The 20,222-nt window shown below is 51.3% G+C and carries 17 protein-coding genes; 7 read left to right on the top strand and 10 right to left on the bottom strand.

The features are described 5' to 3' along the window. Positions 1-115 precede the first annotated feature (115 nt). Positions 116-1,843 (top strand): sensor histidine kinase, encoded by a 1,728-nt coding sequence (locus J4772_RS01325; protein ID WP_209073842.1) that lies wholly within the window; start codon positions 116-118, stop codon positions 1,841-1,843. Next, the gene (locus J4772_RS01330; protein ID WP_209073843.1) at positions 1,840-2,961 is read left to right on the top strand and encodes a response regulator; all 1,122 of its coding nucleotides are present in this window, start codon (positions 1,840-1,842) and stop codon (positions 2,959-2,961) included. The genes J4772_RS01325 and J4772_RS01330 overlap by 4 nt, the downstream gene beginning before the upstream one ends. A 60-nt stretch (positions 2,962-3,021) precedes the next feature. On the opposite strand, the gene J4772_RS01335 is transcribed toward J4772_RS01330, so the two are convergent. Together J4772_RS01335 and J4772_RS01340 are read right to left on the bottom strand one after the other, a co-directional pair. Beyond that, a complete protein-coding gene (locus tag J4772_RS01335) occupies positions 3,022-3,795 on the bottom strand; it encodes a DUF817 domain-containing protein (RefSeq protein ID WP_209073844.1) in 774 nt (257 codons plus the stop codon). A 109-nt stretch (positions 3,796-3,904) separates the two neighbouring features. Next, positions 3,905-5,686, bottom strand: coding sequence for a DUF4838 domain-containing protein (locus J4772_RS01340; protein WP_209073845.1), 1,782 nt, complete (start codon positions 5,684-5,686; stop codon positions 3,905-3,907). Positions 5,687-5,905: 219 nt separating this feature from the next. Here J4772_RS01340 and J4772_RS01345 point away from each other — a divergent pair, with 219 nt between their 5' ends. The 3 genes from J4772_RS01345 to J4772_RS01355 are packed head-to-tail and all read left to right on the top strand — an operon-like array spanning position 5,906 to position 9,484. Further along, on the top strand, positions 5,906-6,835 hold the full coding sequence (locus tag J4772_RS01345; protein ID WP_247740972.1) for an ABC transporter permease: 930 nt from the start codon (positions 5,906-5,908) through the stop codon (positions 6,833-6,835). A gap of 14 nt (positions 6,836-6,849) precedes the next feature. Beyond that, positions 6,850-7,752 (top strand): carbohydrate ABC transporter permease, encoded by a 903-nt coding sequence (locus tag J4772_RS01350; RefSeq protein WP_209073846.1) that lies wholly within the window; start codon positions 6,850-6,852, stop codon positions 7,750-7,752. A 46-nt stretch (positions 7,753-7,798) separates the two neighbouring features. Beyond that, the gene (locus J4772_RS01355; protein WP_209073847.1) at positions 7,799-9,484 is read left to right on the top strand and encodes a type 2 periplasmic-binding domain-containing protein; all 1,686 of its coding nucleotides are present in this window, start codon (positions 7,799-7,801) and stop codon (positions 9,482-9,484) included. Between the two features lie 76 nt (positions 9,485-9,560). Here the strand turns inward: J4772_RS01355 and J4772_RS01360 are convergent, their stop codons facing one another. After that, entirely contained in the window at positions 9,561-11,291 is a 1,731-nt protein-coding gene (locus J4772_RS01360) for a sensor histidine kinase (protein WP_209073848.1), read from the bottom strand. 83 nt (positions 11,292-11,374) lie between these two features. Here J4772_RS01360 and J4772_RS01365 point away from each other — a divergent pair, with 83 nt between their 5' ends. Further along, a complete protein-coding gene (locus tag J4772_RS01365; RefSeq protein ID WP_209073849.1) occupies positions 11,375-12,127 on the top strand; it encodes a response regulator transcription factor in 753 nt (250 codons plus the stop codon). 104 nt (positions 12,128-12,231) lie between these two features. Then, positions 12,232-13,446, top strand: coding sequence for a hypothetical protein (locus J4772_RS01370; protein WP_209073850.1), 1,215 nt, complete (start codon positions 12,232-12,234; stop codon positions 13,444-13,446). A gap of 243 nt (positions 13,447-13,689) precedes the next feature. Here J4772_RS01370 and J4772_RS01375 read toward each other — a convergent pair whose 3' ends face one another. The 7 genes from J4772_RS01375 to J4772_RS01405 form a co-directional block, all read right to left on the bottom strand. Next, a complete protein-coding gene (locus J4772_RS01375) occupies positions 13,690-14,142 on the bottom strand; it encodes an AraC family transcriptional regulator (RefSeq protein WP_209073851.1) in 453 nt (150 codons plus the stop codon). 170 nt (positions 14,143-14,312) lie between these two features. Further along, the gene (locus tag J4772_RS01380) at positions 14,313-15,509 is read right to left on the bottom strand and encodes a trans-sulfuration enzyme family protein (protein ID WP_247740973.1); all 1,197 of its coding nucleotides are present in this window, start codon (positions 15,507-15,509) and stop codon (positions 14,313-14,315) included. Between the two features lie 71 nt (positions 15,510-15,580). Continuing rightward, the gene (locus tag J4772_RS01385) at positions 15,581-16,408 is read right to left on the bottom strand and encodes a carbohydrate ABC transporter permease (protein WP_116062365.1); all 828 of its coding nucleotides are present in this window, start codon (positions 16,406-16,408) and stop codon (positions 15,581-15,583) included. Position 16,409: 1 nt separating this feature from the next. Further along, complete coding sequence (locus J4772_RS01390; protein ID WP_116062364.1) at positions 16,410-17,339, bottom strand: carbohydrate ABC transporter permease; 930 nt, start codon at positions 17,337-17,339, stop codon at positions 16,410-16,412. Positions 17,340-17,418: 79 nt separating this feature from the next. Continuing rightward, positions 17,419-18,762, bottom strand: a complete 1,344-nt coding sequence (locus J4772_RS01395; RefSeq protein WP_246016607.1) for an ABC transporter substrate-binding protein — start codon at positions 18,760-18,762, stop codon at positions 17,419-17,421. Positions 18,763-18,915: 153 nt separating this feature from the next. Continuing rightward, positions 18,916-19,593: a FadR/GntR family transcriptional regulator gene (locus J4772_RS01400; RefSeq protein WP_246016606.1), complete on the bottom strand. Its 678-nt coding sequence runs from the start codon at positions 19,591-19,593 to the stop codon at positions 18,916-18,918. Between the two features lie 118 nt (positions 19,594-19,711). Further along, complete coding sequence (locus J4772_RS01405; protein WP_209073853.1) at positions 19,712-20,152, bottom strand: signal peptidase II; 441 nt, start codon at positions 20,150-20,152, stop codon at positions 19,712-19,714. Positions 20,153-20,222: the final 70 nt, after the last annotated feature.

Here is a 20,222-nt window from a genome sequence, read left to right on the forward strand (position 1 = left end):
TTTCGCCTAGTCCCAAGCACACTTGAAATTTGTACAGATCGGTCTAGCGCGTCATTCTATATGACGTTGCGGGCCGGTCTTTTTTTGTCGATTTCTGAAATGGTATACTTGAAGCATGAATCCCACAATTGAACTTATTCTGATGTCCGCTTCGGTGGTCATGTCGGGCATCATTTTATTTTTCGTATACGGGTATAGAAAAGAACGCGGAGTCAGCTATCTTATCGGCCTGATCGTTTGTCGAATGATCTACTCCGCCAGCATCATTATGGAGAAAAGCAGCTATTTATTAACGGATAAGCTGATTTTTCGCCATCTTCAAAGCACGGCGCTGAATTTTATCGTGCCTTGCTTTATTCTCTTTGTCTATCAGTTGGTCGGTCGGGAGAAACTGGTCAAGCCGATCTGGAGGGTTGCGCTGTTTTCCGTATTCACGCTCTGGTCTTTGCTGTCTTGGTTTGACTCCGAGCTTCATGTGATCTACCGTCTCATAGAGCTCGTAAATGGTCACTTGGTGACTTCTCGGACTGTCTATTCCATTGCGTTCGGTCTTCTATGCTTCAGCATCATCGTAGGGGGCGTCTTCTTTCTATTCCAATATATACGGAATATCCGCAGCGATTTTCGCAAGCCTGGAATGTGGGTTCTGTTTCTCAGTATGTTTCCGTTCGCACTGGAGGTTGCCAGGCTTATACAGCCCGAATGGTCGCCCTGGCTGCTTTCGTTATCGGTTTACTGCGGATTTACGGGTATGTTGATGCTCGTCATTATGCTGAGGATTAAGTTTTTCGCGGTTGTTCCTTTTGCCAGAACGATCGTTCTCGATACGCTTCAGGAAAGTATCGTTATTACCAATGCTTCGGGAAAAATCATCGACAGCAATAAACAAGCGTCGCGATGGTTCGCGGATATGGGACATACGGAGATTTCCGGCCGGGACGTGAAGGAACTGCTGGAACCATGGCCGGAATGGCGGCGTTTGTGCGAGTCCATGCAGGAGGGGCGGGCCACAATTGAGGCTTGGCTAGACGGGGAAAGGAAAATTTACAACGTCAACGTCTATCCCGTGCATCGTCTGCGTAAGCAAGGCAGCGTCTCTCTTGTCGTGGATGTCACGGAGAAAGAGAAGCATCTGGAGCAGATTGCGCAGTTAAACCGGATGAAGGACCAGTTGTTTACGATCGTATCGCACGATATTCGTAGCCCGCTTGCTTCTCAGTACCAACTGATCGCGATGCTGGAGGAGGATCAATACCGGTTAGACGAGGAGCACCGGGAAATTGTCGGGATGCTGGGGGATCAGATTCGCCAAACGCTGGGAATGACGAACAATCTGCTGGAGTGGTTTCGCAGCCAACGGGAGGATATGGCGCTACGTCCGCAATGGCTGGAGTTGTCCGAAGTCGCAGAGGACTGCTGCCATATGCTGAGGGCACAGAGCGAAGCCAAGCAGATTGAGATGAAGAACGCGATCCCTGCCGGTACTCGCGTATATGCCGACCGGGAAGTATTGGGCCTGGTTTTGCGCAACCTGTTATCCAATGCCGTTAAATTTACGAGAGCAGGAGGCTCCGTTCGCGTAGGCGCACGGATTTCCGATGATTTGACAACTATCTCCGTTAGCGATAATGGAGTGGGAATGGATGAAAAGCACGTTCTGCGCTTGTTCGAAGAGAAGGCGTTAAACTCGTTGCCCGGTACGGCGGGGGAGCGGGGAACCGGACTCGGACTGCTGGTCAGTCGGCAGTTCGTGGAGCGAAGCGGCGGGAAAATGTGGGCGGAAAGCCGCGCAGGGCAAGGGAGCGTATTTTATTTTACCGTGAGGGGAGGAAAGGAAGGATGAGAGTTCTTGTCGTCGATGATGAACCGGCAATGCTGCTCGCCATGAAGCGGCTGCTATCCAAGTCGGAAGGCATAGAATTGGTCGGGAGCTTTCAGGACGCGGCGGAGGCTCTGCAGTTCGTTCGAGACAATCAGGTGGATCTTGCCTTCCTGGATATCCAGATCGGCGAAGATAATGGGCTGGAGCTGGCGCGGGGATTGCGTGCGTTACGTGCCGACGCGGACATTGTGTTTACGACATCGCACACGGAATATGCGATACCAGCTTACGATGTATATCCGCTGGATTATATGGTCAAGCCGATTTCCGGTACGCGACTGGAGCAGACAATTGCCAGAGCGCTTGGCAGACGAAGCGCTTCTTCCGGAGAAACGGAAAGCCGCGCTCCTCAAGGTCTAACGGTTCGCGGATTGGGAGGCTTCGAGGTTTCCAGTCGGCAAGCGGGAGAAGTAAAATGGATATCTCGGAGAAGTGCGGAGCTATTTGCTTATTTGCTGGTACATAGAGGTCGCAACGTATCTAGAGCCCGCATTCTAGAGGATATGTTCCCGGATATGCCGCTTAAAAATGCCGAGGTTTATCTTAATACAGCGGCCTATCAGCTGAGAAAGGCTTTGTCGCAGCACGGATGCAAAGAGGCGATTCTGTCCACGCCGGCGCAGTATCGCGTTGACTTGAGCCAGATGGATGTCGACTTTATTCAATTCGAGCAGGGGGTCGAGAAGCTGTCCTCCATTGAACCGGGAGAGGAAGAAGCCGCGGTTGAATTGGAAAAGCGCTTTGCGGGCGAGCTGTTCGAGGACAAGTCGTATATGTGGGTGACCGCGGAGCGTTCACGACTAGTGCTCGTCTACGATTCCTTCGCCAAGCTTCTCGTCAATCGGTTGTTAAACCGAGAGCAGTATCGGGAGGCGGCTCGAATCGCGCGAAGACTGGTGTCTCATAATGAATTCGACGAAGAGTGCAATCTTCTGCTGCTGACGGCTCTTGGAGCTATGGGGGATCGGCAATCTCTTCATAGCTCCTATGAGCGTTATTCGCAATTATTGCTTCAGGAGTTGGATCTCCAACCTTCGGATAAATTGCGCCGGATTTGGGAGAAGCGACACGAATATTAGTAAGTAAACGACGGGTCTTTCTCGACAGTCTGAGGGGGAGTTGCACGATTGCGAGACGATTCAATTTCCCCATACCCGACGAGCCTTCACATACTTAAGCTGAGCCACAATGATGACGCTAATGATGGCTAGAAGGAACCACGAGCTGATCTTGTTGAAGCTGACCAGGTGCCAGACTTGGTGCTGGTTAGGGTACTTCCACGCATTAAAGAATGTCGAGATATTTTCGGCCAGCCAGATGAAGAAGCCAACGATGATAAAAGAGAGCGTCAAGGGCATTCGATATGTGGCCTCGCGTACCCGATAGATGATCCATGTTTTCCGAAATACGATAAATACAAGCCCCGTCAGCCACCAGCGAAAGTCGGGAATAAAATGATGGGTAAAAAAGTTCAAGTAAATCGCCCCGCCCAGGAGCGCAGCAGACGCCAGTCCGGGCCAGCCGGTCATGTCCATCCTCAATCTCCGCCAAACCTGACACATAAAGCTCGCTACGCTGGCATACATAAACCCGCTGTAGAGCGGGACGCCGAACAGCTTCGTATACGCCGGCTCGGGGTATGACCAGGAACCCATATGTACCTTAAATAACTCGAGCGCCAGACCAATAAGATGAAACAAGCAGATGACCTTGATCTCGTCGCGAGTTTCCAATCCGCTGCGATACATAAAGTATTGTACGCCTAACAAAACAAGCAGAATAGCGTCGTACCGATAAATGAACGGCAGATGAACTACATTGGAGAGAGCCAGAGTTCCGAAGATCGCGACCGGGAACAGACAGCTCATCGCCTGATGATAGCCGAAGTACAGCAATTGAACGATTGATTTCAAGATCGAGGGAACCCCCTGCACCTTTAACCGGTGCATTTATTTGTACTCCATGATAAAGGCGCCAGGGGAACGGAAAAAGAGAAACTATTAGGCTGGAAATTGCTTGTTTTCAGCTTGTTCGAGGCTGAAACGAATTCACGTTGAGGGGATCGAAGATGTTATCGCGGCCAATAATCCGCCAACGGGCATAGTTCTCAGAGATAAATACCGAACCGTATCGCTGCTCCAGCTCGCCTAATGCATGGAAATAAGGCTCTGCTCGTTCAGGACGATCAATATCCGCGTCATACTGGTCGATGCAGCAGAAATAAAGCCGCTGCAACCGAACGTATTCACGTACATAGTCGAGCTGGGTTTGTTCAGAGGGACTGGCGCCTTCGTAGTCGGCTTCATTTATCCACGTTTCGATTCTGCGCAACGTAATTTCCATTTTTTCTAGGTGCAGTCGATCAAGCTCGCGGTTTCTGGCCGAAATATGCTCGCTATAATAAGAATGCTTATGCGGCATGCCGCTCCACAGCGTTTGATCTTGAAGCTGTCGGAAAATCTCCATCAGTACCTTCGTCATTGACGACCGGTTCCTAGCTCCGAACAAATCGGCGCTAAGCTCGGCGGTCAGTTCTTCGACGCTAGCCGTCGGTTCGTAGTAGAAGCGGGAGAGATAGTAATAATTGAGGCTAGCCTGCCACCAGCTCGCAATCGGGAGATAAAGCGAGACGATGCCTCGGTAGTCGTAAGCGGCGAAGGTGTTCACCATTTCTCGAACGTAGAACGGGTTGATCCACAGATTCGAGCGGAAGCGATAGTGGTCGCCCGTATGATAGTCGAAGTAGAATGCGCCGCCGCCGTTCTTCGCTACTACGCCCCATTCATACGCTACTTGATCATTCACATTGCAGACGAGGACGGACATATTCGAGGGCAGTTCCTCCCGCGGTCTGGCGAAGCTCTGCGGTGTGTAAGCCAAATGCTCGACGAGGAGGTCCGGACGGATCCGGCGTATTTCGTCGGCGATATAGAAGTTGGCCCTCAGCAGGGTCAGCGGGTCGCGGCAGCGGTCGCATTCGCAATAGCCGGCACCGTCCAAAGGCCAGATGCCAAGCAACTGAAAATAGTGGTTTTCCCGAGCGAATGCCGCAAAGCTGCTAGCGTATTCCCGCACGGCGTCTGGATTGGAATAACAGATTTGCCGCGGCACTCGTTTTCCGTCGATAAAGGAGAACCATTCCGGATGAAGAGCGAACCAGTGCTCTCTCGGGAAGAAGTAGTCGGTGGAATGCTCGCTCATATCGATCGCAATGCCGCGCTTCCGCAGCTCGGGCAGCAGCTTGTCCCCGACTTCATCCCATAAAATCGCATGCATGCCATCTACCGAGTCGTCCGTCCGATGGATCGAGGTCAGCAGCAGATTGTAGTTGTTTTTGGCCATCCAATCGACCCTATCGATCGTCTGCCCCAACGTTTCCCCCGTCGTGTCGTACAAGCACAATCCCCTAAATTCAAGCCAAGGCGATTTGCGGACAGTTTGCTCCTCGAGTTCGATGCTTTTGATTTGAGGGACGATTTCAAGTCTTGCTGCAGGAAACGTAAATCGGCAGCCCAACATCCGCAGCCATTCATAGACGCCATATAAGATGCCTCGTTCCATGGCTGAGGCGATAGTCACTTCGTTTGCGCCGATCGTGACAGAATAGCCGTCGTGCCGTAGCTCGGCATCCGTGCGACTTGTAAAAATAACGTCTAGCCGCCGCCCTGGTTCGGCTTCGCTGTCGAATATTCTCTCGATGTAGATGTCCAACTGTTGCCGGGCGAAGGCGAGGATGGGGGAATCGAGCGAGAATAAATCGGAATCGCATCCGTATCGAATTAGTACAGGCGCCTGCAAATGCATAGCTGCATCTCCTCGTCATGATGGGTATTTGCTCTATTTTACCTATGGCTGGCATTTGAACAAATAGCAGAATTACCGATCGGATGGCAGATTTTACGATTGAAAAAAACAAATGAAACACCGTAAATTTTGTTATCGATTATTAAGTATTGCTATGTGCATTCGGCCGGAATTGCGCAATTATAGAGGGGAAACAGACACGAATGACGAGGTGATCCATTGTTATCGCAGCACAAAGCCGACCGCGGCGGAAGGCACCGCATTTCCGACCAGTTCCAGCTTCAAACGATGATCTGGCCGGGCCTGATCTTCCTGCTTGTCTTTGCGTATTTTCCGATGTATGGCGTTACGATTGCGTTTAAGGATTTTACGCTCTTGTCCACGATCCAATCGGCTCCATGGGTCGGACTCAAAAACTTTCAGGATTTTTTCTCCGATCCGGCACTGAAGGATACGTTGCGCAATACGTTGGTCATCAACGGACTGGCGCTGGCATTTTCCTTCTCGGCGCCGATCGTGCTCGCCCTGTTGATTAACGAAATCAAGCTCATCCGATTCAAGCGTATGGCGCAGACGATCTCTTATTTGCCTCATTTTCTGTCATGGGTAATTTTTGGGGGGATCGTGCTGGAGATGCTGGCGCCGGGCAAATTGGTTTCTACGATCATGCATGCGTTGGGCCTGTTTCCGGAGGATGTTAACCTGATGGCGAAAGGAAAATATTTTTATGCAATTTATACGGTGATCAGCATCGTCAAGTCCGTCGGATTCGGCTCGATTCTGTACATCGCCGCGATCACGGGCATCGATCAGGAGCTGTACGAGGCTGCGACTATGGATGGTTGCAATCGCTTTCAGAAAATGTGGTACATTACAATTCCGTCCATCGCGGGCACGATCGTCATCCTGTTCATTTTCCAGATCAGCTCCATTCTGAATACCGGTTATGAGCAGCTCATTTTGCTGCAAAATCCGCTGAATCTGGCGTATAGCGAGACGCTCGAAACTTACGTCTACAAAACGGGTATCGCGCAATCCCGATTTTCCTATGCAACGGCGGTGGGCGTATTTATCTCGGGCATATCCGTCGTGCTGATGCTGACGGCGAACGGGGTTTCCAAAAAGCTGTTGGATCGCGGATTGTTCTAAGAGGGGGCCAGCATATGAGAAAAAACAACCATCGCCGCCAGCTCCGTCTGGAACCGTTCGATTGGTTCAATATTCCGCTAATGATCCTGATGATGTTCGTTATGGTTTATCCGTTCTGGTACACGGTTGTCGGTTCATTGAACGAAGGCATGGATTACATTCGCGGCGGCGTGTATTGGTGGCCGCGCAAATTCACGCTGTACAATTACAAGGCGGTGTTCATCGACACCCGGATTTTGCAGGCATTCTGGATCACGATTTGCAAGTGCGTCGTCGGCACTGCGACCAGCGTTCTGTTCACGTCGCTTGTCTCGTACGCTATTACGCGTCCGAACCTGAAGTTCAAAAAATACTACATTCCCTTTATGATGGTGACATTGTTTTTCAGCGGGGGTTTGATTCCGTTTTTTATCCTCATCCAGAACTTGCAGCTATACGATACGTTCTGGGTGTACATCATCCCGTCTCTGTTCAGTGTCTATAACATGATCATCATACAGTCGTTCATGAGGGAGCTGCCGAATTCGTTGATCGAATCGGCGAAAATCGACGGCGCGTGGGAATACCGAATATTCTTCCAGATTATTATCCCATTGTCCAAGCCGGTACTCGCGACGATTGCTCTGTTCACGATGGTTAACCATTGGAATTCCTATTTCGATTCGATGATGTACACGAATTCGCAGTGGCTTCAGACGATTCAGCTGTTTTTGAAGAAGGTCATTACCGATCCTTCCGTTGCCGGTTCATTGAGCTCGGCAGCCGCTGCGGCCGTGCCCGATCAAGCCGTGAAGCTGACTCCGCAGACGATAAAGTTGGCTACGATGACGGTGACCGCGATTCCGATCGTACTAACGTATCCTTTTTTACAGAAGTATTTCGTGAAGGGCTTTACAATGGGAGCCGTCAAAGGCTGACCGTTGGTTGCGAGCTAGAATGAAAACAGAATCAGGAGGGGTTTACATGAAAGCCAACCAAATGAAAGTATCGCTGCTTGCGATTGCCGTCTGTCTCCTGCTCATTATGGGATGCAGCTCCAAGTCCTCTTCCTCGTCGAGCGCTTCCCCAAGCGCTGCCGGCACGCCGTCAGCCTCCGTATCGGCCTCGGTCTCGGATGGACAAGCAAAACAGATTGCCAGCCCAAGCTGGAAAACGGATACGTCCGCTTGCAAAGTCACCTGGTTTGTGGCTTACGACTGGTACGGCAAGAAGTTTTCGCCGGAGACGAACGAGTTCGACAAATGGGTGCTGAACGAAACCGGCTGCTCGATCGAATTCCAGACCGGAGACACAGACAAGCTTAACGTGCTGATCTCGACCGACTCCTTGCCGGATGTCGTGACCTTCGATGCCAATACGAGCCAGAGAACGCTGCTGGAAAACAGCGGCAAGCTGCTGCCTATGAACAAACTGATTAATGATTATGCGCCTGATTTTGTTGTGCCGAAGTCGATGATCGATTGGTACACCGCGCCGGACGGCAACTGGTACGCGTTCACCAACTTCTATTACGGCGACGATAACGTAGCGGCCAACAAAGGTTTTTACGAGACGCACAATCAGAACTTTGCCCGTAAAGACATTCTGGATCAGATCGGAATGAAAGCCGACGATATGCGTACGAAGGAAGGCTTCATCAAAGCGCTTCGGACCGTAAAAGAACAAGGCGTGACCTATGCGGGCCAGAAGATGCTTCCTTACGCGGTACTGATGAACGATAAGGCGGACGAGCAGATGGCGCTGCAATTCGGGGCGTCTATGGAAACGAAGGATGGGAAATATCAGTCGATCTATCGAGCGCCGGAATATTTGGAGGCTTTGGAATTTTACAATCAGCTGTACAATGAAGGGCTGCTTACGGATGAGAGCTTCACGATGAAAAAGGATCAGATGGAACAAAAGGTCGCTTCCGGCGAACTCTTCGCGACGACGCGCTGGACGAACGTCTCGATCTCGAGAGGCACGCTATACGGAACGGACCCGAACGCGCAATTTCTGTATGCGGGGTTGATGAGAGGCGACAACCATGACCGCGTGGCCGTGCTGGGTCAGAATAACGCGGGCTGGGCCGCTACAATGATTACAAAAAACGCGAAGCAGCCGGATCGCATTATCCAGCTCTTGTCGTTTATGTCGCAGAATGAATTCACGCTAAACCATGAGTGGGGAATAGGCGCTTATCAATTAGCGGATGGACATGTCGTTCAAGACGAGGCGATGGCCAAGATCAAGCAGGAGCAGCCTGCGGAATGGGCCGCCAAATACGTGTCGGATCTATCCTGGATGATGGATTACTCGGTCATCCAAGGAACGTTCCCGGAGCCGAAAACAGTATTCGATTTGGACACGGTGGCTCGGACAAGAGACGCGCAGGTGGAGATTTACGACGATAAGCCGTTTGCCGCAACCGCTCCGATCGGGGGAAGCGAAGAGGCGGCCATCCAATCGAGAGTGCAGGAGTACGTCAAGCAAGCGCTCGGTCGGATCGTTACGGCCGGCTCTACGGAAGAGTGCGAGAAGCAGTACAATGCGATGATGACCGAGCTGGATAACCTGGGTCTGCAGAAGTTGGAGACTTATCAGGATACGAAGTTCCAGGAGAACAAGCAAAAGCTCGGTCTAACCTTCGCGCATCCGTTCAATCGGTAACCGGCCGACATACTTGATCCGACAGGGCTTCTCCCTTCTAAGGCGAGAAGCCCTGTCGGCCGTTCCATATCCACGCTTAATTCAGAAGGATTCCGTCGGGCGGTAGCTCCAGGGGGGCGATGTCGTTCCGAATGCGTACTCGGAATGTCGTATATCCGTCCTCCATGGCGGCGTGTATCGCATGGTCTTCGCCATAGAACAGCTTGAGACGTTCGTTGATATTGAACAGTCCGATATGTTTATCCTCTCGGGACACACCGGCCGGCGCGGCTCTAAACCCGGCGTTCAACTGAACGAGCTGCTGATTCGCAATGCCAACACCGTTGTCCTGAATGACGATCATAACGGAATGGCCCTGTTGGACGGCCGCAATGCGAATATGCAGCATTCCGTCCTCCCGGCGGTATTTGAAGGAGTTCTCGATGAACGGCTGCAGCACGAAGCGGATGATTTTCACGGATAGAATCGATTCGGGAATGTCGATGTCCAACTTCACATCCAGCTCTCGGATTTTTTGAATGCTGATATAATTTTGAATTTGCTGCAGTTCCTCGCGGATCGCAACCTGGATTTTGTCGCTATTAATGTTGTAACGCAGAATTTGGCAGAAGGCCGACATGGCGGAGCTTTCCTTGAACAATCCCGACAGTTCCATTCTGGACGAGAATATTTCCATCGTATTGTAGAGGAAGTGCGGATTGATCTGATGCTGAAGCGCAATCAACTGGGTGCCTTTGGCCGATATTTGCTGGCGAATATTTGTATCGACCAACTTGCGGATGCGCGCGATCAAGTAGTTGATCCGGTGGGCGATAAAGAAAATTTCGTCCTTGCGGTCGACATGCAGCTCGTTCTGAAAATTGCTGTCGATGGAAGAGTTCATGGCATCCAAGCAATATTTGATATCGCGAATGATCTTGCTGCTGTAGCGGACGAAGAGCCACACCGTCACCGTCATGAAGGCGAGGAAGACGACAAGCAGCAGTTGAAAAACCTGCCGCGACATCGACGGCGCCGTCACGACCGTAATATCAAAGGGATATTGCGGAAAGCTATAGACGCCCATAATGAGCCCGTCATGGGACTGTACGCCCGGCGGCAAAGCTTGGAGAGCGGTCAGACTGGAATCGTCTACTTCGCTGGCGGTGAAGTTGTACACGAGTCGGTTTCCTAAAGGGAAGATATCATGGATTTGCTCGGAATGCATAGGCAGCGATCCCATGGCGTCATTCAACATACTTTTCGGCATCTGAATGAGGATTAAGCCTAATTTACGATCACCGATCGTAATTTTCCGCAGAAAACAATAGTCGTCCTTTGCGTTAACGTCATGATAGCTTGGCTTGTATGTCTCCAGCTCTGCGCCGTCGATCCATAATTCCCGCTCGTCGCCGTTGTAGAACCGTTGGATCGTCTCAAGCTGTCGCAAGTCTTGAAAATGGTAGAACGTGCTGTAGCCGGTCGGGATCGTTTCATTTTCCAGGTAGATACGGAGCTTGTATTCGGATGAAAGCCCGTTCGACACTTTGACGTAATCGTATATTGTCGTCCGGTAATAGTCTAGATCCACCCGGCTCTGGTAAGGCTTGTCCAGAAAGTTGATCAGCATCTCGTTTTGAAGAATCGCCTTGGCCAAATTCTGAGCGAACGTCATGTTTTTCGTGATATTGTAAACGACTTGCGAGGACAGCTTTTCGTTCGTGCTCTGATCGTTACGTTTGGAAACAACGGTCGATTCGTACAGTAAAAATGATAGAATAGCAAGGACAGGCAGGATAACCAGCAAACTGAAACGCATAGTGAACATGATTTGTAGCCTCTTGGCGTATTTATGCATATTGTCCGCCCTTTCACTCGGTATCGCCATGACTGATGACGAGGAGGAGTATCGTGTTTATTCTAATCGTTGACGATGACAAGCTTATCTGCGAGAATATCAAATCCAAGCTGACCCGTCTGGGTTATGCGGACCGGTATAAATTTGTAACCGCATACAACGCAACCGATGCGGAAATATTGTATGATCGGCATTTGCCGACCATTATGGTCACGGATATCCACATGCCGTCCGTAAACGGGCTGGCTCTGATCAAGAGGCTGTCGAACCGTTCGCATAAGGCGTATATATTCGTGCTGAGCAGCTACGACGACTATGAGTTTGTGCGCCAAGCGTTTTTGCTTGGCGTGACGGATTATATGCTTAAGCCCATCGACATCGAAGAGTTGGACAGCAAGCTGAAAAAAATAAACGTCGCCGCTCCGCCAAGTCAAGAGACGTTGGCCGAGACGCCGTCCGATTATGGAGCGGAACGCATGATGCGGCGCGCTTTGGATTATATCGAGGAGAACATGAGCCGGTCGATCTCGATGCGGGACGTGGCGGATTATGTAGGACTCAGCTACAATTATTTCAGCAAGCTGTTCAAGGAGCATACGAGCTGCCATTTCGCGCATTACGTTCATCTTCGCCGCATTGAACATTCCAAAAAATATTTGCGGGCTCCCGGCTTCAAAATCCAGGATATCGCGAAGAAGCTCGGCTACGACAATCCTAGCGAATTTTCGAGGGCGTTCAAGAAATATGCGGGCTGTTATCCGAGCGAATACCGGGATCGCTTGTCAAGTTCGATGGAGGAAATGTGATACTAACATTATTTTACCATAGTCGGCTATTGTTGAGCTGTGTCGTATAGTAGAATATGTTTCAGAACCTTCGCATCTATTCTACATATAGGAGGATATATTTCATGAAAGCGGGAAAGCCAGCAACATTAGTTCGGTACCTGATCATGGCAGTTCTCATCGTTGCAGCAGCCCTTCCGGGACTTGCCGCCGCGGAAGAGAGAGATCAGGAGACGATGGAAACTTCGCAGCCGATCATCTTTCCGGTCAAGTTCAAGCGGGCTACCGGAGATCCGATGAATAATGTCGCGACGGACGGCAAAGGGACGATTATTACCCTGTCGGATAAGTTTTTGAATATTACGAGGGATTACGGAAAGACATGGGAGGCGCGTCGGTTGCCGTCCTCGGAACCCTATTTTGAAATCGACTACTTGGATGGGCTTTATTACATAACTAACGATTATCGTTATTCCGGAGAACCGCACTACTATTCCTCAGACGGAGCGACTTGGACGCCGTTCTACCTGAAGGCGCCGGACGGGAAGAAGCTGGGGATCAATAACATCCAGAAAGTGAACGGAAAGTGGATTGCCGTAACCACGAACGAGAAACTCGACAGCTTGCACATCTTTACGTCCAAGGACGGCAAAGAGTGGACTCGCGCGGGAGCGTTAACCGATATTCTATGGTCCGGGAGTAAAGTATACATCGTTCCCAGCGGCAAAGGTTATGCAGCGATCGCAGGCGGCCATCGTTATTTCAACTACAAGAAAACGACTTTGTCAAACAACTTTCTTACCGAGCCCAAGGGCGGCGAGGGAGCCGATTTGATCGTATATACGTCTCAGGACTTGAAGGAGTGGACGCTTCGATCCGGGGCGGAGGGCAATTTCCGTTATAACTGGTATACGCTGAACCAGGCAATAGGCGAACGGGTTCCGGCTAGGGATTATCATATTTATGAGGAAGAGCCTCTGGAGAAGGGTAATATTCGTTTCTACGATGTCTATTCCAACCAGTTGAGCTCCAAGGATGGAATCACGTTCACGCTTAAGAAGGCGCAACCGATTTTCCAGAAGTACAGCTTGGGCGATTATCGCACGCCGATCTTCAAAGCGAACAATCAATATTACGTGTTCGCTCAGTTCTGGAACGGCCCGGGAGGGCAGCATACGAGGGTATTGATCTCCAAGGACAAGACGAATTGGAAGGAAACCGCGCTGAAGAATGTGCCGAGAAATATGTATGTGATCCAATCCGGCAAATACTTCATCGGGTACAATGAAACGGAGATGGTAATCTCAAGCGACGGGCTTACGTGGAAAAAAATCAAGTGAGGAGACGGGGCGGTCCCCTCAACAAAGTGGCTTGAGATAATCGATAGACAAAGTAAGGGGGATGTCCTCCTGGAAATCTAATCACTTTGTACGATTTTTCCCACAAGTGTCCGTCACTTGAGTCTGATTCTAGTTGCTTTGTACGATTATTCGAACAAACGTCCGCCGTTTAAGCCTGATTCGAGCTGCGGTGTACGATTATTCGACTATCTTCCCTCGCGGGAGTCAATTCGTAGGGCGTAACTACTTAATAGGTACGCACAATTCGCAATAGCCGTCCTTCAGCAATTCTCCGCGATACCGCTCGATAATCGGTTTGTTGTCGTCCATACGATAGCCGCCGCTCTGCAAAGTCGGGAAGATGGCTGCCCATGCTTGTTGAACGGCTTCCGACGTATGCTCGATTTTGCAAATCGCGTAGCTTCCGCCCGGGAAGCGATCTTCGCCAACGGCTTCATCGATGGGGTCTGCTTGAGACAAGACAATGCATGCGTCGTATCGGCAGTTTTCCGGCGGCGTTGTTGCAGGATGATCTTGCGGAATTCCGAAGAGCAGGGCAGACTCCGTGAGCAAGTTTTTCCCCGCTGCCCATACCTTTAACCTTTCCATAGCTTGCGTATTGGCGGGACCGTACGGTCCAACCTGACGTACATAGGCAATGCGGTAGGTCGGAAGTGTTTCTACTTTAAGTTGCATGGTTGAATCTCCATTCCTAGTAGGATTTGACGCATTTCGAATGCTAACATGATATAAAATGAATTTCCAATAAATGTTTTAAAATAATAATTTTTATGAAAAAAAGAAATGCTGAAAGGCAAATAAAAAAACAAGGGGCTGCTGCAAAAAACAGCGACCCCTTGCTTTTTTTATTGCTCCGAGCGTTCCGCCGCCGCTTCGGCTGCCGTCTGCTCCCACGCTTCATCCAGATCGCGGATCAGATCGTCCGCGCTTTCCAGGCCGACGTGGAGCCGCACCAGACTGCGCGCGCCGGGGGCTCCGTAACCGGTCGGAACCGGGTTGGCGGTAACCAACGATTCGAAGCCGCCCCAGCTGACCCCGATCTTAAAGTAGCGCAGACGATCGGACCAAGCCCGCATTGTTTCGGGAGACTCGGCGGATTCGAAGGAGAACAGCCCGCTTGTGCCGTCCATCTGCCGCTTGGCCAGCTCATACTGCGGATGCGACGGCAGCCCGGGATGGTTGACGCGCAGCACGTACGGCTGTCGGCACAGATGCTCGGCGACCTTTAATCCGCTGCGTTCGTGGCGTTCAAGCCGCAGCGGCAACGTGCGCAAGCAGCGCTCTACTTGAGCTGCCGTATGCGCCGACATAATGCCGCCGAGCAGCATATATTCCCCGGAGGCGATTCGGCCGACAAGCTCCCTAGAGCCGCTGACAACGCCTCCGACGCTGTCGCTCTGTCCGGAAATATACTTCGTGATCGAGTGTATGACCAGATCGACTCCAAGCGCCAACGGCCGTTGGAAAACCGGCGTTGCCCAAGTGCCGTCGATTGCGGTGACGATGCCGCGACTGCGGGCAAGCTTAGCGCAAGCGGCTAGATCCTGCAGTTGGAACAGCATCGTTGAAGGACTCTCCAGATACAGCAGCTTCGTATTCGGCTGCAGCGCAGCCTGGATCGCTTCCAGCGAGCTGCCGTCTACGAAGGTCGTCTCGATCTGGAACCGGGATACATAGTGTTCCAAGAAGTGCCGTGTCGGTCCGTAAGCCTGATCGACGCAGACGACATGATCGCCTGCCTGCAGGTTGGACAGAATGGTAGCCGAGATCGCGGCCATGCCGGACGCGAAGCACTTGGACATCTCAGCGCCTTCCAGCTCCGCCAGCTTATCTTCGAGGAAGCGAACGGTTGGATTGTTCCCTCGGGAGTAAACGTGCTGCTGATGCTCGTCGGCGTGCGCCTGCATGAACCGTTCGTAACTATCGAAGGAAAACAGGCTCGTCTGGTAAATCGGAATATGAATCGCTCCGTGATGTCGGCCGTCGTACGGATCGTGTGCGACCGATGTATGAAGATTTTCTCGTTGGTTGATCTTATGCATAATACGCATCCTCTTTCTAAACGGATCGGCTCCTGGCGTCAACGTCAGAGCTTGCCCGACTGCGAGTGAAATTACCCTTTGACGGCGCCTTGCGTCAGCCCGTCCACGATGAACCGCTGCGCAATCGCGAACAGCACGACAGTAGGGATAACGGACATCATCGTGCCCGCCGACATGGCGCCCCAATCGATGTCGAATTTCATGACGAACGAGTTCATCGCTACCGGCAGCGTCTTCAGTCCTTCATTATCGATAAACATGACAGCCATAAACAATTCGTTCCAGTTTTGAACGAAGGCGAAAATAAACGTAGCGGTAATCCCGTTCATCATGACCGGTAAAATGACGCGGATGAGCGCTGACAGTCTTGAGCAGCCGTCGATCATGGCCGCTTCCTCCAGACTTTGCGGAATACGCTCGAAAAATCCTTTCAATAATATGGTTGAAAACGGGATCAACCCGACGGTGTACATTAAAATCAGCGAAAAATGCGTGTTGATCAAGTCCATTTTTGTCATTAGCATATACAGCGGTGCCAGCGAGACAAAGCCGGGCAGCATCTGCGTCAAGAAAAAGGCGAGCATGATCTGGCTGTGTCCCCGGAACTTAAACCGGGCCATGATATAGGCGCTGAGTACGGAAATCACAGAGACAATTAACGCGGCCGTCAGCGCAATGAACAGGCTGTTGGCAATATAAATCTGAAATTTGGAAACCCGAATAATATCGGCATAGTTTTGCAAAGTAAGAGCTTCAGGCCAGTAACGGATAGGATACGTGAAAATTTCCTTCTGCGGCTTCAGAGAGGTTATCGCAACCCACAGCAGAGGGAACACCATCAGAATCAAGTAAACACCTAACGAGACCGATTTAAGTCCTTTCAACGCGAATTGTTTCATGCTAGAAATCCCCCAGTTTCCCGGCCTTCGTAACCGTTAAATAGAAGATTGTATACAGCAGCAGCATGCCGATCATAACAATGCCGATCGCGGAAGCCGCGCCGTAATCGCCGCCGTACATAATGCGGTCGAGCATGAGCGAGGACAGGATGTGCGTCTTGCCTGCCGGTCCGCCGTTCGTCAAACCGTAAATAATGGCCGGGTCGTTGAAAATCCAGATCGCCCTTAGCAGCGTTGTCGTGAGAACCGTCGGCATAATATAAGGAAGCGTAATGTTGAACAGCTTGCGTATTCCTCCTGCTCCGTCCATACTGCCCGCTTCGTAAAGCTCGGAAGGAACCGATTGAAGCGCCGCCAGCAGCATAATGGCGAAGAAGGCAATGCCGTACCACACGTTGGCTATGATGACGGAAATCATGGCCCAGTTCGGATCGGACAGAAAGCCGATTCGTTCGTCGATGAGGCCGACTCGCAGCAATAGATCGTTAATGACGCCGATCTGCGAGTTAAACAGCCATTTCCAGATCAGGCCGATCAGAAACCCGGACAGCGCCCACGGATAGAAAACAAATCCTTGGAATAGGCCGCGTCCGCGAAATTTCTTGTTCAGCATAAGCGCGACCGCCAGTCCAATCGCAAATTGCAGGAAAAGCGATACGAATACCCAGTAAGCGCTATTCGTTAGCGCTCCGAGGAACTTGGGATCGCTGAAGATCCCTTTGAAGTTGTCAAAGCCTATAAAATGCACATTCGTCAGGTCGAACAACGTATAGTTTTGGAAAGCCATCACGATACCGCGTCCGAACGGATAATACGTAAAAGTCAGCACCAGCAGGAGAGCCGGCAACAGGCTTAGCGCGATGAATTTGCCAGGGGAGTTGCGCGAAGCCGATAAGCGCTTCGACAGGAAAGAAGGCCGACCATTCATCATTGTTCACCACCCTTGATCGTCAATCGCAAAAGGTAAACGATGGGCGGCTTGTCGCCGCCCACCGCCCGTCTACGGGGAACTATTTGTCCTTAAAATTCGTTCTTTCGTTGGCCCAGAATTCGTCCCACTTCTTCAAGGTGTCTTCAATGGACGAGCTGCCAAGCAGCATCGATTGGCCGGTTTCCATGGCGACTTGTCCCCATTTGCCCGTACCCGGATATTTCGTGTTGGCTTTCAGGTTGACGTATTCCTCCGGCTTGCTTGCCATTTCCAACAGCGACTTGTACATGGCATCCTGGAAGAACGGATCTTCGCTTGCGCTGGTGTGAACAGGAACAAGACCGGTCGCTTTCGCGAAATCGGTATTTTCCTTTGGACTGGACAGGAACTGGATCAGCTTGAAGGCCGCTTCTTTGTTCGTAGAGTAGCTGGTAATGCCCCAGCCTGCTCCGCCGGCGGATACGAACGACTTGCCGCCAGGACCTTTAGGCATTGGCGCGGTGCCGACCGTGCTGATGTCCATTTTCTCCTTCAGAGACGGGATCACGTCAGGGTCCTGCAGAATCATCGCGGTTACACCGGATGTGAAGGCTTGAACCTGCTCGGAGAAGCCCCAGTTGATCGAATCCTTCGGCGAGCCTTCCTTGAACAGCTTGATGTAGAGCTCCACTGCCTGCTTAGCTTCCGGCGTGGAGAACATCGTCTTGCCGTCCTTCAGGAAGTATGAATCGGCATGGTCGATATTATCGAAGTTGTGGTTTTGAATGATTGTATCCGGAACGCCGTTGGCGCCCGAGCCTCCCCGGAACGAGAAGCCGTAACGGTTTTTGCTCGGATCGGTCAGCTTGATCGCGCTTTCAACAAGCTCTTCGTAATTCGTCGGCGCGGAAAGACCGGCTTCCTTGAACCAATCGGCGCGGTAGAACAGCTGACGTTGGTACATCCCGTTAGGGATAAAGTACAGCTTGTCTCCCAATGAGCCGACCGACTTGGCGACATCGGTGACCGTGCTGAAATCGCTCCAATTGGTCACATAATCGTTCAGCGGCTCGATATAACCGTTGTTGGTGAACTCGGATACCGTCAGATCCCGTACCTCAAGCACGTCGAGCTCCTGCTTGGCCGCCATCATGGTCTTAATCTTGTTGTCGGCCTGATCGAACGGAGGCGAGACCAGTTCAACTTTGATGTTCGGGTTTTCCGATTCGAACCGGGTGATCATTCCCTTCAGGTAAGTCGTCCGATCCGGACTGGTCAGGCTTTCGATCATCCGCAGCTTGACTTGCTTTTCCTTGCCGCCTTCGCTTGCGCCGCTATTGCTGGCATTATTGGCTTTATCGCCGCCGCAGCCCGCTAAGACGCTTAAGAGCATGACCCCCGCAACTGTACCAGACAATACTTTTGTTTTTCTCTTTACCGCCATCTCTTTTGGCCTCCTCTTTTACTTACCGACCTCAATCCATAGCAATCGGACAGTCATCCTGTCTGATAGGTATAAGTGTAAAAGAAAGCGCTTAACTCTGTCAACAAAAAATTCGTAAACTTGTCAAATTAATAATGGCAGCAAGCAAACGAGTCAATAAGTTCTAATAATTTCTTCAATCCGGTTCATCATCTTGTTGAATTCCGCCACCGCCTGCTCGGGATCGCGCGCGGCAATACCTTCAAACATCGAGCGATGGTAGGGATAGGTTTCGTCGAACAACCGCTTATCGCCAAGCGGTTCATTGAAAAATTTCTCGTACATGCCGGAAATCGACTCCAGTACGCTGAATAGAATCGGATTGGATGCGGCCCGCATGACGCTGCGATGGAACGCCAAATCGATTTTCGAGGTGTCGAGATCGGCTTCCTTCAGCTTGTCGTATTCGCGCAAAATTTCCTCAAGCTCCGCCGTTTGAAGAGGGGTAATTCGCTTGGCCGCCAGATCCACCGCCTTGCCTTCGAGCGCTCGCCGCACGTCCAGAATCGACAGCAGGAAACGCTTCTCGTTCTCCACTTTGATTTTGCCCGCGAAGCGGTAGGTGCCGACGTCGCTTACAAAAATGCCTTTGCCGTTCACGACTTTTACGATTTCAATCGTTTCCAGGTGCCTCAGCGCTTCGCGCAACGAGGAGCGGCCGACGCCGAACATCCTTGTCATTTCCTCTACCGAGGGCAGCTTGTCCCCTTCTTGCAGTTGCTTCTCTTCGATATATTTTTGAATTTCCTGGGACACCAATTCATGCATCAGTTGTTTATGAATTTTCGCCACGGTTAGCACTCCTATCCGAATAGCTATTCTCCCATCTTAATCACGTGAATCATAGAAGATCATTGCGTGCCTGTCAAGACTAACTGAGTCTTGCGGTTCGCCGGAGCAAGCTTCGGCACTAGCTGCGAAATGTGCGAACGATCTGTTGAACGATCAGCAGCAGAACCCCCGCGAACACCCAAATATCGGCAAAATTCATCGTTGCCATCTCGGAGAAGAAGAGGAAGTCCGTCACTTGATTGTACAGAAGTCGATCGATGGCGTTGCCAAGCGCCCCGCCGATGATGAGTGCTATGCATACTTGTACGAATGTTCCGCCGAGCTTCCCTCTCCGCCGCAAGTAGATTGCTGCCACCGCGAGTAAAAGAACGAGAACGGCAAGAGCTCTTCCCCAGCCGTGGAACAGATTGCCGGTCGAGCCTGTGTTGACGAGATGGATCAGCCGCATGCCGATCCCCGGAATTTCCGCCGTTTCTCCAAGCTCCAGCTGCATGCGGATTGCGAGCTTGGTCACAATGTCGATAATGAGCGCTGCGGCAATAATCAAGTAGAAGTACATCGCAATCCCCCTCATCCTTCATAATTAATTCTACCCGGCCGCGCCGCGCCCTTCCTGTCTGAGTACGCTA

The sequence above is a fragment of the Cohnella sp. LGH genome (genome assembly GCF_017671885.1).
GTDB lineage: Bacteria > Bacillota > Bacilli > Paenibacillales > Paenibacillaceae > Cohnella > Cohnella phaseoli.

Bases quoted from the DNA above. Each gene is read 5' to 3' on its own strand.
- J4772_RS01325 (WP_209073842.1), top strand. From the start codon at position 116: ATGAATCCCACAATTGAACTTATTCTGATGTCCGCTTCGGTGGTCATG.
- J4772_RS01330 (WP_209073843.1), top strand. From the start codon at position 1,840: ATGAGAGTTCTTGTCGTCGATGATGAACCGGCAATGCTGCTCGCCATG.
- J4772_RS01340 (WP_209073845.1), bottom strand. From the start codon at position 5,686: ATGCATTTGCAGGCGCCTGTACTAATTCGATACGGATGCGATTCCGAT.
- J4772_RS01350 (WP_209073846.1), top strand. From the start codon at position 6,850: ATGAGAAAAAACAACCATCGCCGCCAGCTCCGTCTGGAACCGTTCGAT.
- J4772_RS01355 (WP_209073847.1), top strand. From the start codon at position 7,799: ATGAAAGCCAACCAAATGAAAGTATCGCTGCTTGCGATTGCCGTCTGT.
- J4772_RS01360 (WP_209073848.1), bottom strand. From the start codon at position 11,291: ATGTTCACTATGCGTTTCAGTTTGCTGGTTATCCTGCCTGTCCTTGCT.
- J4772_RS01370 (WP_209073850.1), top strand. From the start codon at position 12,232: ATGAAAGCGGGAAAGCCAGCAACATTAGTTCGGTACCTGATCATGGCA.
- J4772_RS01375 (WP_209073851.1), bottom strand. From the start codon at position 14,142: ATGCAACTTAAAGTAGAAACACTTCCGACCTACCGCATTGCCTATGTA.
- J4772_RS01380 (WP_247740973.1), bottom strand. From the start codon at position 15,509: ATGCATAAGATCAACCAACGAGAAAATCTTCATACATCGGTCGCACAC.
- J4772_RS01385 (WP_116062365.1), bottom strand. From the start codon at position 16,408: ATGAAACAATTCGCGTTGAAAGGACTTAAATCGGTCTCGTTAGGTGTT.
- J4772_RS01390 (WP_116062364.1), bottom strand. From the start codon at position 17,339: ATGATGAATGGTCGGCCTTCTTTCCTGTCGAAGCGCTTATCGGCTTCG.
- J4772_RS01395 (WP_246016607.1), bottom strand. From the start codon at position 18,762: ATGGCGGTAAAGAGAAAAACAAAAGTATTGTCTGGTACAGTTGCGGGG.
- J4772_RS01405 (WP_209073853.1), bottom strand. From the start codon at position 20,152: ATGTACTTCTACTTGATTATTGCCGCAGCGCTCATTATCGACATTGTG.